This window comes from Bacillus sp. EE-W1, from assembly GCF_009760835.1.
Classification (GTDB): domain Bacteria; phylum Bacillota; class Bacilli; order Bacillales; family Bacillaceae_G; genus Bacillus_A; species Bacillus_A wiedmannii.
The window spans coordinates 19,599-32,372 of record NZ_WIPE01000074.1 but is presented as its reverse complement, the minus strand read 5'-3'; the positions used below and the strand labels follow the sequence as shown (position 1 = coordinate 32,372).

Genomic DNA, 12,774 nt, shown 5'->3' with positions numbered 1-12,774 from the left:
TAACATTTGTAAAAATGTTACAAAAGGATATAAAATAAGAACGTGTATTCTTACAGAGTGGATAGTATTTTCACTAAATAGGGAGGACTTTTTATGTTATGGCGAATTAAAGATGCGGAAATATACTATGAAATTGTTGGAGAGGGTAAGCCAGTCATTATTATACATGGCTGTGCGCCGGATCATAGGTTAATGATGAAATGTATGGAATCAGTATTTCAAAAATATGAAGGTTATCAACGAATATATATTGATTTACCTGGAATGGGAAAGTCGAACGCTCCAGATTGGGTAAATAGTTCAGATCATATATTAGAAGTGTTAACTATATTTATTGAAGAAATCATTCCAAAGAAAGATTTTTTACTAGTAGGAGAGTCTTTCGGCGGATATTTAGCTAGAGGGATACTTTCAAAAATGTTTGAGAGAGTCAATGGATTATTATTAATATGTCCTGTGGTTGTTGCACTGCAAAAAGAAAGACGTTTACCGGATAAACAGATAATTGTACAAGATAAGGAGTTTTTAAATACGTTAACTTCTACCGAAAGAAAAGAATTTAGCGAGTTAGCAGTGGTAGCAAATGAATATACATATAAGCGATTTAAAGAAGAAATTAAGCCGGGGTTAGATGTTGCTAATTATGAATTTATTGAAAGATTGCAAAAAAAATATTCTCTTACTATGGAGTTTCACCGAAAGAAATATGAGAAACCCGTTCTTTTATTAGCAGGAAGACAAGATATATCGGTAGGTTATCGAGATATTATAGAAATTATTGAAGATTATCCAAGAGCAACATTAGCGGTGCTTGATATGGCGGGACATAATTTGCAAATTGAACAGCCTGAACTATTCGAGAGTTTAGTAGGAGAATGGATTACACGAACAAAACAACAAAATTTATAAAAAACGAATGAATATTTTCAAGGAGGAAGTATGAATACATATATTTATATGGTTAGGCACGGTGAATCATCAAAATTAGAAGGGAGTGAAAGAACACGTGGTTTAACTGAAAAGGGAAGTTTAGACGCTCATAGAATAACAGACATATTAAAAACAGAGGGAATCGATACTTTCATTTCAAGTCCATATAAGAGGGCTGTGTTAACGATAGAAAAAACAGCCAATTTCTATGAAAAAGAAATATTAATATATGAAAACCTTAAAGAGTGTATGTTTTCCAGTGGGGATCAAGTTATATTAGATAGAGAGGTATATCCGCTTGTAAAGAAGATGTTCTCTGATCCGGATTTTGCACTAACAGAAGGAGAGTCATATAAGGATTGTCAGAGACGGGTAGTGAAAGTGTTAAAGGAAATATTAATGGATTTTCAAGGACAAAAAATTGTAATTGGCACACATGGGCTTGTAATGACACTCATGATGAATTATTTTGATAAGCAATACGGGTTTGAATTTCTAATACATACATCAAAGCCTGACATATATAAGCTGGAATTTAATGATGAACAATTATTGAATGTAAAAAAATTATGGATAGGAGAATGAAACTGAATATATGGAGTGTGTTTTAATTCGTACTTATAAAATATACTTTTTTTATAGAAAGCATTTTTATCAACTATTTTTAGAATCTTAAATCAATAAGTAATTATTCAATTTCTGAATAATATAAATGGAAGTTGGGTTAAGGAAACAATTTAAAATGTGACAAAACTCCAAACGTTGGATTTCTATTCAATTGGAAAAAAAGATGTAGAATTTTGTCTTACGGTCCCCGTTTACTTTTCATTTCATTACATATAGGCTTTGTGGTGTAAAGGGGAAAATCACCTTTATACAAAATTTATAAGGAGGACAATGTGATGAAAAAGATTAAAAAGTTTGCGGGAGTAGCTTTAGCAGGTACGGTTGGATTAAGTGGACTACTGTTTTTAGAACCAAGTGTAAGCGCTGCGGAAACAAAGCAGGTGAAAGAAGGAAATTTCAATGCGATTGATGTAACGATGAATCAAAGTGAATTTTATGTATTGAGTGGTAGAAGTATTGATATTCTTTCTGGAGATAAAGAAGCAATTCAGTTAAATAATTACACAATTCGTTTTAGTAAACCAGGGAAGTATGTAATTAAAGTAAATGGTTGTATTTATGACGATGTATATACTTTTATTGTAAATGAGTAGTATATATTCTGAAATTGTGAGATGAAAAAAGAAACACCCTATTTGCGGTGAGAATCGTAAATAGGGTGAATACTTTGTATTAAGTTGTAGTTTAAATATGTTCATTAACTTTCTCTTTGTTATGTAAAGTATGTAAGAGGGTTTGAAACATCTTAAATGATTGCTGAAAGATTGGACTTTGAATAAAGGTGTAAAGAAAAGTTACGATGAAAACAGGACCTCCTAGCATAAATCCAATAACTAGTACAACACATTCTACTATGATTCTAGCACGGCTAATAGATAGCCCTGTTTTGTCGGAAATAGTAAGCATGAATCCATCTCGAGGGCCAGCACCAATCCCAGCCGCAACATACATCCCTCCCCCAATACCTGTAATTGCAATCCCAGCAAATAAAATGAGTAAGTTTATCCATAAATAATCACTAGCGTTTGGAAGAATGTTTGATTGTAAGAAAAAGTCCATAATGGGACCGATAAGTAGTGCATTTAAAAATGTGCCCACATTTATATATTTTCGATCTACTAATAAAGAAATGAGAACGAGACATAATCCACATATGACACTCCACGTACCAATGGTCCATCCAAATCTTTGGTAGAGAGCCATATTTAAAACTTCCCAAGGATGTAAACCGAGAAATTTCACTTTGACTGCAAGAGCATTTCCAAGGCCAAAAAAAATTAACCCTAAGAAAAAAAGAAAATAGCGAAAGAGAGTTAGCCTCATCTTTAATACCTCCTATATTTTATAATTATGTATATTACATGTAAGATTTTTAATGTACAAATATTAAGACTTTTTAGTTGTTATTTAAAATTGCTAAAATACAAATGAAATATATATTCGCAGTCAAAAAAGTTAAAATATTTCGTTTTAAGGATTATAATAGAGAGAGAAACATAAAAGGGAGTGAATGAGTTTGCAACAAGAACTTATTGAAAGATTTACGAGATATGTAAAGATTGATACACAATCGAATGAAGAAAGTCATACAGTACCAACAACATCTGGACAAATTGAGTTTGGTAAGTTATTAGTGGAAGAGTTAAAAGAGATTGGCTTAACAGAAGTAACAATGGATGATAATGGGTATGTAATGGCAACACTTCCTGCTAATACGAATAAGGATGTTCCAGTAATCGGCTTTTTAGCACATTTAGATACGGCAACAGACTTTACAGGGAAAAACGTAAAACCACAAATTCATGAAAATTTTGATGGCAATGCAATTACGTTAAATGAAGAGCTAAATGTTGTGTTAACGCCAGAACAGTTTCCAGAATTACCATCATATAAAGGACATACGATTATTACAACGGATGGTACGACACTTCTAGGAGCAGATGATAAAGCTGGTCTAACTGAAATTATGGTTGCAATGAACTATTTAATACATAATCCGCAAATTAAACATGGGAAAATAAGAGTAGCATTTACGCCGGATGAAGAAATTGGTCGTGGGCCAGCGCATTTTGATGTAGAAGCATTTGGTGCATCATGTGCTTATACGATGGATGGAGGTCCATTAGGTGGTTTAGAGTATGAAAGCTTTAATGCTGCAGGTGCTAAGTTAACGTTTAACGGAACGAATACACATCCCGGAACAGCGAAAAATAAAATGCGTAATGCAACTAAACTTGCTATGGAGTTTAATGGGCACTTACCAGTAGAAGAGGCACCAGAATATACAGAAGGCTATGAAGGATTCTATCATTTACTTTCATTAAATGGTGATGTTGAGCAAAGTAAAGCGTATTATATTATTCGAGATTTTGATCGTGAAAATTTTGAGGCGCGTAAACATAACGTTGAAAATATTGTGAAGCAAATGCAAGAGAAGTATGGACAAAATGCAGTCGTTTTAGAAATGAATGATCAATACTATAACATGCTTGAAAAAATCGAACCAGTGAGAGAAATTGTTGATATTGCATATGAAGCGATGAAAAGTTTAAATATCGAACCAAACATTCACCCGATTCGTGGTGGAACAGATGGATCACAATTATCGTATATGGGATTACCAACGCCGAATATTTTCACAGGTGGTGAAAACTATCACGGTAAATTTGAATATGTTTCGGTGGATACGATGGAAAAAGCTGTTCAAGTTATTGTGGAAATCGCAAGACGCTTCGAAGAACAAGCTTAAAAAAAACCAAGTAGTGCGGATGCGCTACTTGGTTTTTTAGTATAATACTCGCCACAAATAAAAAGTTGCGTAAGACTCCCAGTTGGTCCAATTTGCCGCAAAATCTTTTATTTCCTGTTTAGTCGGTTTACTTTCAGAACCTGTTATATATTTAATTGCATTGTGCAAGCCAACATCGTCAATGGGAAAAGCGGAAGGAAATCGTAAGCAGCGCATTAAAACATAGTTGGCAGTCCACGGTCCTATACCATGTATAGCAGTTAATTGTTTTTCAGCTTGTTGCACATCTTGTATTTGCAGTAAAGATTCTTTTGATAATTTTCCTTCTGTAATAAGCTTTGCAATACCTATTACATATTCGCATTTTCTAGTCGTCATTTTTAAGTTTTTGAGATCCTCTACATGTAAATTGGCAATCGTTTCAGGAGAAGGGAATATCCAATGTTTACTATCGTTCCATTCTACATAATTTCCAAAGTGTTCGACTAATCTTCTTTTTAGTGTATAAGCATATGTGAGATTAATTTGCTGACCGATAATTCCCCAGGAAAGTGCTTCAAATAAGTCTGGAATACCTAAAGTACGAAGCCCATAATATTGTTCAATTGGTCCTTGAAGGAGTACATCATGTTTAGCTAATGTATAAAAGGGAGCTAAATCAGTAGTTAAATCAAACCACTCTTTTACATAGTGAGCTACAGCTTCGCATATCGATTCTTCAGACGTATATGATTCTTCTAAAAAACGTATTTGAATATTATCATCCGAGTTCATACTAATTTCAACTAAAGGATGTACATCCTGAACAGGGATAACTTTATAAATTTTGTTATCTTCAATGTGGAACATACATTCATTGTTAGAACGTGATAGATAGCGTAAATTTTCTTGGAAACTAAATTCTGTTGGAACTGCTAAAGTTAATGTGCTAGTATATTTTGCTGTCATATGCATTCTACCGGAGACTTTTCTAATGTAAGCAACACTTTCTTCATTTCTAATCCACCTCTAAAACCGGTTAGTTTACCATTCTTTCCAATAACACGATGGCAAGGAATTGTAATGAGAAGAGGGTTGGCAGCAATAGCAGTAGCAACGGCACGCACAGCAGTAGGTTTTTGCATTCTTTCGGCAATTTCTGAATAAGAATATGTCTCCCCATAAGGAATTTCACGTACCGTATTCCAAACAGATAATTGAAAATCAGTTCCGTAAGCATCGATAGGGAATGTAAAAGTTTCTCGTTTACTTTCTAAATACTCGATAACTTCTTTCGTATATGATTGTAGGTAATCTGGATTACATGCCAATATATGTTGTGGCAATTTCTTTCTAGCCCATATATTTAGTTCTTCAAATTTTTCATCTTGTGATCCAATGAAGCATAGTCCATTTTCAGTTGCAGCAATATGAAACTGCCAATTTTCATGTGTAAGTAGCGTCCAATATATAAATTTATTTTTGGAGGAATTCATTATTTTATCCTTCTTTCATTTCGTTCTTTTTTCGATATTCAGTAGGAGTGAATCCGGTTTTCTTTTTAAATAAAGTTGCGAAATACTCTGGGTTTTCTATCCCGACAGCAGTACTAATTTCTTTAATGGATTGATTTGTGTGTAAAAGGTGTTCTGCCGCTTTAACAATCCTAAACTGCTGTATATATTCTATTGGACTTATTCCTGTTACTTTTTTGAAAGTGCGTTGCAAATGAAATGGGCTACCATGACATATTTCAGCAAGTATGTTGAGAGTTAATAATTCGTCAAAGTGCTTTTTGATATAATCTTTAATTTGTTCTACCCACTCTTCATTAGGTAAAGTGAGCCCATTTGGTTTACAACGTTTGCAAGGGCGGAATTTTTCGCTTAATGCTTGCTCTGCATGATGAAAAATTCGTACATTGTTTCTATTCGGTATTCTTGATTTGCATGACGGTCGGCAAAAGATTCCGGTTGATTTCACAGCATAAAAGAATTTACTATCATAGGAAGAATCATTATGAATAATTGCTTGCCAATGCTCATTTGTTAACGTAATCCCTTCATTGTGCAAAGAACATCACCTCTGAAATTAGTATAACCTGAATAAAGTGCGTATGTATGTATTCACAAATGTAAGAGCAAGATTACAAAGGTGAAAATATGATTGTTTTTCTATTTTGTGATAGCATGAAATTTGAAAGTGAACATCAAGAGGAGGACTATAGGTGAAGTTAATTTCGTGGAATGTAAATGGTTTGCGAGCAGTTATCGCAAAAGGTGGATTTTTAGAATATCTTGAGGAATCAAATGCTGATATATTTTGTTTACAAGAGATTAAATTACAAGATGGGCAAATTGATTTGAATCCAGAGGGATATTATACATACTGGAATTATGCTGTGAAAAAAGGTTATTCAGGAACGGCTATTTTTTCGAAAAAAGAACCGCTATCTGTAACATACGGTTTAGGAATTGAAGAGCATGATCAAGAAGGACGAGTTATTACTTTAGAATTCGAAGATTTTTACATGATAACGTTATATACACCAAACTCAAAACGAGGATTAGAACGATTAGATTACAGAATGAAATGGGAAGATGATTTCAGGGCTTATATTAAGCAATTAGATGAAAAAAAGCCCGTTGTTTTTTGCGGTGATTTAAACGTTGCTCACAAAGAAATCGATTTAAAAAATCCAAAAAGTAATCGTAAAAACCCTGGATTCTCTGATGAGGAACGAGAGAAATTCATATGTATTTTAGAAGAAGGATTTATTGATACGTATCGTTATCTGTATCCTGATCAGGAAGGTGCATATTCGTGGTGGTCGTATCGTATGGGAGCGAGAGCAAAAAATATTGGATGGCGTTTAGATTATTTTGTTGTTTCGGAAAGAATGAAAGACAAAATAACAGAGGCGAAAATTAATAGTGAAGTGATGGGATCAGACCATTGCCCAGTTGAATTACATATAAATTTCTAAAAAAAGAAGTATCTTCCTAAGATTAGGCGGATACTTCTTTTTTATTCAGTTTGTTAAAATTTTTCAAATCTTTCTTGAAATAATTGCATATTAAATATATACTTAGTAACGATAATCATTATCAATGAAAAGTGTTATCAATAGATGAGGTGTAAAAGAATTATAGTTTAGGGGAAGTGAACGAGAATGAGTTCTGGATAGAATTATTAATCTAATGAAATATATATGTGAGACAAGTTTCATATAGTTAAATTTTATTGAGAATATAGTTTGAGAATTCGAGAGGAGTTATATAAAGATGAACAAGAAGTTATTTACTTTAGGGATGGTTACAGTTTTAAGTGTAGGACTAGCAGCATGCAATAGTACGGATAAAACTTCAGGAGAACAAAAGCAACAGACAAAAGCTACGGAAACGAAAAAAGACGAAAAAAGAAAAATTACATATTTAGGTAAAGAATATACAGTACCAGCAAAAGTAGATAAAATTGCGACAGCTAGTTTAGAGTCAATGGAAGATGCAGCGGTACTTGGTATTAAGCCAGTAGGTGCCATTACTGTTGGTGGTAAATTACCGAAGTATCTTGAGAAAGATTTAGAGGGTGCGAAATCTGTTGGCGAGAAAATGCAACCAAATTTTGAAACATTACTACAATTAAAGCCAGACGTTATTACATCAAGTACGAAATTCCCAGCAGAAACAGCTGAAAAGTTTACGAAAGTAGCTCCTACATTCCCGGTATCACACGTTTCAACAAATTGGGAAGATAACTTAAAGTTAATGGGAGAATTAACTGGTAAAAAAGATAAAGCAGAAAAAATTATTAAAGATTACAATTCAGACGCTGAAAAGGCAAAAGCAAAACTAGGAGATAAGTTAAAAGACAAAAAAGTACTTGTCATTAGACTAAGAGCAAACGAATTATTCCTATATCCAGAAGGAGTATACTTCAACCCTGTCATTTATAAAGATCTTGGATTAACTGCTCCAGAACAATTGAAAACTGTAAAAGCACAAGAGAAAATTTCATTTGAAAAACTTGCTGAACTTAATCCGGATTATATTTTCTTACAATATGAGACAACTGAAAATAAAAATCCGAAAGTGCTAGAAGAAATTGAAAGTAATCCAATTTGGCAAAGTATGAATGCTGCGAAGGAAAAGAAAGTATTTGTAAACGTTGTAGACCCAATGGCACAAGGTGGTACTGCTTGGAGTAAAACAGCATTCTTAAAAGAAGCAGTGAAAAATTTATCTAAATAATACAATAAGTAAGGTGCGTTGAATGATATGCAGAAAACAAATGCAGTACCAGTGACTATATTATGTATAGCACCCATACTCATCTTATTTACAGTTATATTTTCTATTTTGTATGGGGCGAAGAGTATTGATGCTGAAATAGTGTGGAACGCATTATTTCATTTTGATTCAAGCGATGTAAATCATAATATTATTATTACTTCACGTTTACCAAGGGTAGTTGCAGCTCTTTTAGTTGGAGCATTTCTAGCCATATCAGGAGCACTTATGCAGGGGATGACAAGAAACTATCTTGCATCCCCTTCTATTATGGGTGTGACGGATGGGGCAGCCTTTGTTATTACACTTTGTATGATTTTTCTTCCGGGAATGTCATCAATTGGTATGGTTTTATGTTCAATGATTGGTTCTGCACTAGGAGCCGGTATCGTGTTTGGTTTTGGCTCGCTCCTTCAAAATGGCTTATCACCAGTTAGGTTAGCGATTATCGGAACAGTTATTGGAACATTTTTAAGTAGTGTATCGGCCGCGATGGCATCATATTTCCAAATCTCTCAAAATGTTAGTTTTTGGTTTAATGCAAAGTTAGACCAAGTGGATCCTAATATCATTAAAATCACGATACCGTTTGGGATAATCGGAATAATTTTAGCGTTGTTAATATCAAAATCTATTACCATTCTTTCTTTAGGAGAAGAAGTTTCTATTAATCTAGGGCAGCGTACAAAACTAGTTAAAGCGATGGCAATTTTATCAGTTATCTTTTTAACAGGAACAGCAGTTGCTTTAGTAGGAAAAGTTGGTTTTGTAGGTTTAATTATTCCGCACATTACTCGCTTTATAATTGGGGTAGATTATAAGTGGATTTTGCCATGTGCAGGCGTTATTGGTGGAGTTTTCTTAGCGTTATGTGATGTTTTAAGTAGATTTGTAAACTATCCATTTGAAACACCTATTGGGGTCGTTACCTCCTTAATTGGAATTCCTTTCTTCCTTTATTTAATTCGTACAAGAGGAGGAGAGAGACATGCTTAAAAGTTCAAGTCAACGTTTTGGAATGACGATGGGGATTATTATATTTTTAATACTATGTGCTATTTATATTAGTTTAACGAATGGTACGTTTGATATTACAATTACAGATGTATTTAAAACACTCTTTAGAATAGATCCAGTACCAGACCATGATTTAGTTATTTTTGAGTTTCGTCTTCCTCGTATCGTAATTGCTGGGCTAGTAGGATTAGGCCTAGGCGTTGCAGGTGCTGTTATTCAAGGGATTACGAGAAATGGATTGGCAGACCCAGGTATTTTAGGAGTGAATGCTGGGGCCGGCACAGCAATCGTTATTTTTATGTTTTTCTTTCAAGGGCAATTAAAGAGCACAGACTGGATGTCTATTATGATGATGCCAATGTTTGGTTTAGTCGGCGGATTAGGTGCAGCTATCATCATTTATCTGTTTTCATGGAAAAACGGTAAGCTAGACTCCCAACGTCTTTTATTAACAGGGATTGCGATTGGGTCAGGATTTGGAGCATTTTCTATGTACTTATCACTCAAAATGAAGTCAACTGATTTCGAGATGGCTGCAGTTTGGGTGTCAGGAAGTATATATAGTGCAAACTGGAAGTATATTATTGCTATGTTGCCGTGGCTTATCATATTAATTCCGCTTATACAAAAGAAAGCTTATTTATTAGATTTATTTCAATTGGAAGAAACGAGTATTACAAGTTTAGGTGTTTCAGTAGAAAGAGAGAAATCTATTTTACTATTAAGTAGTATCGGACTTGTAAGTGCATGTGTTGCAGTTTCAGGAAGTATTGGTTTCATTGGATTAATGGCACCGCATATAGCAAAAAGGCTTGTCGGTATTCAGCATAAGCATATCATTCCTACGTGCGGAGTAATCGGAATGTTCCTTGTAATAGCTTCAGACTTTATTGCAAAAACAGTTTTCACCCCTGTAGAGTTACCTGTTGGAATCGTTATTTCTATTGTCGGTGTACCGTATTTCTTATATTTACTTTATAAGGCGAAAGCGTAAGAGGAGGAATAAAAGTGAGTATTTTAAGTGCAAAAAATTTAGAAACGAGTTATGAAAAGCTTACAGTGTTTCGCGATTTAAATGTGGAAATACAAGAAGGAAAAGTAACGACAATTATAGGGCCAAACGGGTGCGGGAAATCAACACTGTTAAAAACAATGGGAAGAATTTTAAAGCAAAAGAGCGGTAAAGTATATTTGCAAGGACAGGATTTAAATACGATTCCAACAAAAGAAATTGCGAAGCAGTTAGCTTTACTCCCGCAAACTCCAATTGCACCAGGAGAACTTAAAGTGGAAGAATTAATTTCCTATGGACGCTATCCACATCGAAATAATGTAAATAAGTTAACTTCAAAAGATAAAGAGATGATTGATTGGGCATTAGATATAACGAAAACTTCTGAATTTCGAACGAGACAAATTGCAAATTTATCAGGCGGTCAAAGACAAAAGGTATGGCTAGCGATGGCTTTAGCACAAGAGACAGAAGTGTTACTACTAGATGAACCAACTACATATCTCGATATGTCTCATCAATTAGATGTATTACAAATTGTGGAGAAGTTAAATAAAGAACATAATTGTACGGTTGTTATGGTACTACATGATATTAACCATGCAGCAAGGTTTTCAGATGAAATTATTGCGATGAAGGAAGGGGAAATCGTTACAACTGGTAGCCCAGAAGAAATCATTACAAATGAAGTGTTAAAAGAAGTATTTCATATTGATGCGCGTGTCATGATTGATCCGTATAATGGGTCTCCTGTTTGTTTTGGATACGATAGCGTTGCACTTCAAGAAGAGAAAGTAGAGATATATGTAACGAGTTAAGAAGGGGGGAATATAAGATGAATACTACTATTGAAAAACAGCAGATTATTACACCTAATACAGAACAGTGGAAACTGTATTCAAAATTAGACTGTAAGGAATATCAAATTCATATTTCAAAGCCGAGGCGGCCAGCACCAGAGTCAGGATATCCTGTTATATACGTATTAGATGGCAATGCCTTTTTTCAAACATTCCATGAAGCGGTTAAAATACAATCAGTTAGAGCGGAAAAAACAGGTGTTTCACCAGCCATTATAATAGGTATTGGTTATCCAATTGAAGAGGCATTTTCAGGAGAAGAAAGATGTTATGATTTTACGCCAAGTGTAATTTCAAAAGATGCGCCTTTAAAACCAGATGGCAAACCGTGGCCTAAAACAGGAGGAGCACATAACTTCTTTACTTTTATGGAAGAAGAACTGAAACCTCAAATTGAAAATAATTATAAGATTGATAAAGGAAAGCAAACATTATTTGGGCATTCGTTAGGTGGCTTATTTGCTTTACATATATTATTTACAAACGTAAATGCCTTTCAAAATTATTTTATTAGTAGTCCATCAATCTGGTGGAATAACCAATCTGTGCTTGAAAAAGAAGCGAATCTTATAAATGAATTAAACAGTGCCAAGTTTCAAACGGGAGTGTTCCTTACAGTTGGGTCACTAGAACGGGAGCATATGGTTATAGGGGCAAATGAATTATCAGAGCGCCTTCTCCGAGTAGAACACGGTCAGTTTCGATTTACGTTTTATGAAGCTGAAGGGGAGAATCACGCATCTGTTGTGCCGACTTCTTTAAGTAAAGGGTTAAGGTTTATTAGTTACGTATAAATTGAAATGAATATCTAATAAAATGCAAACAAAAGGCTATGGTAAATTTTCCATAGCCTTTTGTTTGTGCAAGTAGAATTGTCCTTTTTGAACGTTTTGTTTCAACTTTTCGTCTAAAGAGACAAAAAGTTGTCACAATTCGGTCACAATTAGCATAAACATAAAATAGACGAAATGAACTTATTTCCAAAAAGGCTTGATTCATTCCATTCATGATTAGAAGAGCTGAAACAGCATGGATTAAAAGTTCACTATATTCTCAAGGAGGTAGATCGTATGAAAACTATTCTTGCTATCGCTGGGCTTATTTGGGTTTTATCACATGGCATTCCAATTTATGAAGGAGAACAAATTCGCAGTGCTCTGAATAAAAATTTTAATGAATATCACGTTATTGATCGGCAAGATAATGTCGTGACAGTTCGTGTAAATGATTGTTTTCATACGGTAACCGTTGAAGGAACTTCAGTAGTGAATGATACAAAAGTATGTGATCAGCAATAATTATATATAGGAA

General features: G+C 34.1%; 15 protein-coding genes. 11 read left to right on the top strand and 4 right to left on the bottom strand.

Annotated features, from left to right (window positions below; translation table 11 throughout):
* Positions 1-93: 93 nt before the first annotated feature.
* The 3 genes from GFJ36_RS19465 (at position 94) to GFJ36_RS19455 (ending at position 2,150) form a co-directional block, all read left to right on the top strand.
* Complete coding sequence (locus tag GFJ36_RS19465; protein WP_097889691.1) at positions 94-909, top strand: alpha/beta fold hydrolase; 816 nt, start codon at positions 94-96, stop codon at positions 907-909.
* Between the two features lie 30 nt (positions 910-939).
* Positions 940-1,515: a histidine phosphatase family protein gene (locus GFJ36_RS19460; RefSeq protein WP_097889692.1), complete on the top strand. Its 576-nt coding sequence runs from the start codon at positions 940-942 to the stop codon at positions 1,513-1,515.
* Positions 1,516-1,832: 317 nt separating this feature from the next.
* Positions 1,833-2,150 (top strand): hypothetical protein, encoded by a 318-nt coding sequence (locus GFJ36_RS19455; protein ID WP_060487508.1) that lies wholly within the window; start codon positions 1,833-1,835, stop codon positions 2,148-2,150.
* A gap of 91 nt (positions 2,151-2,241) precedes the next feature.
* On the opposite strand, the gene GFJ36_RS19450 is transcribed toward GFJ36_RS19455, so the two are convergent.
* Positions 2,242-2,880, bottom strand: a complete 639-nt coding sequence (locus tag GFJ36_RS19450) for a YczE/YyaS/YitT family protein (RefSeq protein ID WP_097889693.1) — start codon at positions 2,878-2,880, stop codon at positions 2,242-2,244.
* 193 nt (positions 2,881-3,073) lie between these two features.
* Between GFJ36_RS19450 and pepT the strand changes: the two genes are divergently transcribed.
* Complete coding sequence (gene pepT / locus GFJ36_RS19445; RefSeq protein WP_097889694.1) at positions 3,074-4,306, top strand: peptidase T; 1,233 nt, start codon at positions 3,074-3,076, stop codon at positions 4,304-4,306.
* Between the two features lie 36 nt (positions 4,307-4,342).
* Here pepT and GFJ36_RS19440 read toward each other — a convergent pair whose 3' ends face one another.
* Genes GFJ36_RS19440 through GFJ36_RS19430 form a run of 3 tightly spaced genes read right to left on the bottom strand, consistent with a single transcriptional unit; the run spans position 4,343 to position 6,358 of the window.
* Positions 4,343-5,254, bottom strand: a complete 912-nt coding sequence (locus GFJ36_RS19440; protein WP_087985002.1) for a DNA-3-methyladenine glycosylase family protein — start codon at positions 5,252-5,254, stop codon at positions 4,343-4,345.
* Positions 5,251-5,781 (bottom strand): methylated-DNA--[protein]-cysteine S-methyltransferase, encoded by a 531-nt coding sequence (locus GFJ36_RS19435; protein ID WP_088064252.1) that lies wholly within the window; start codon positions 5,779-5,781, stop codon positions 5,251-5,253. Before GFJ36_RS19435 ends, GFJ36_RS19440 begins: the two co-directional genes overlap by 4 nt.
* Positions 5,782-5,785: 4 nt before the next feature.
* A complete protein-coding gene (locus GFJ36_RS19430; protein ID WP_060487504.1) occupies positions 5,786-6,358 on the bottom strand; it encodes a bifunctional transcriptional activator/DNA repair enzyme AdaA in 573 nt (190 codons plus the stop codon).
* A 154-nt stretch (positions 6,359-6,512) separates the two neighbouring features.
* Between GFJ36_RS19430 and GFJ36_RS19425 the strand changes: the two genes are divergently transcribed.
* From GFJ36_RS19425 to GFJ36_RS19395, 7 genes are all read left to right on the top strand, one after another.
* On the top strand, positions 6,513-7,271 hold the full coding sequence (locus GFJ36_RS19425; RefSeq protein WP_157349721.1) for an exodeoxyribonuclease III: 759 nt from the start codon (positions 6,513-6,515) through the stop codon (positions 7,269-7,271).
* A gap of 298 nt (positions 7,272-7,569) precedes the next feature.
* Positions 7,570-8,535: an iron-hydroxamate ABC transporter substrate-binding protein gene (locus GFJ36_RS19420; protein ID WP_060487502.1), complete on the top strand. Its 966-nt coding sequence runs from the start codon at positions 7,570-7,572 to the stop codon at positions 8,533-8,535.
* Between the two features lie 27 nt (positions 8,536-8,562).
* Positions 8,563-9,570 (top strand): FecCD family ABC transporter permease, encoded by a 1,008-nt coding sequence (locus tag GFJ36_RS19415; RefSeq protein ID WP_088122939.1) that lies wholly within the window; start codon positions 8,563-8,565, stop codon positions 9,568-9,570.
* Positions 9,563-10,585, top strand: a complete 1,023-nt coding sequence (locus GFJ36_RS19410; protein ID WP_088609494.1) for a FecCD family ABC transporter permease — start codon at positions 9,563-9,565, stop codon at positions 10,583-10,585. Before GFJ36_RS19415 ends, GFJ36_RS19410 begins: the two co-directional genes overlap by 8 nt.
* Before the next feature lie 14 nt (positions 10,586-10,599).
* Positions 10,600-11,421, top strand: a complete 822-nt coding sequence (locus GFJ36_RS19405; RefSeq protein WP_046956533.1) for an ABC transporter ATP-binding protein — start codon at positions 10,600-10,602, stop codon at positions 11,419-11,421.
* Positions 11,422-11,438: 17 nt separating this feature from the next.
* Positions 11,439-12,257 (top strand): alpha/beta hydrolase, encoded by an 819-nt coding sequence (locus tag GFJ36_RS19400; protein WP_097889695.1) that lies wholly within the window; start codon positions 11,439-11,441, stop codon positions 12,255-12,257.
* Between the two features lie 276 nt (positions 12,258-12,533).
* Complete coding sequence (locus GFJ36_RS19395; protein ID WP_000849106.1) at positions 12,534-12,761, top strand: hypothetical protein; 228 nt, start codon at positions 12,534-12,536, stop codon at positions 12,759-12,761.
* The last annotated feature ends 13 nt before the right edge of the window (positions 12,762-12,774 follow it).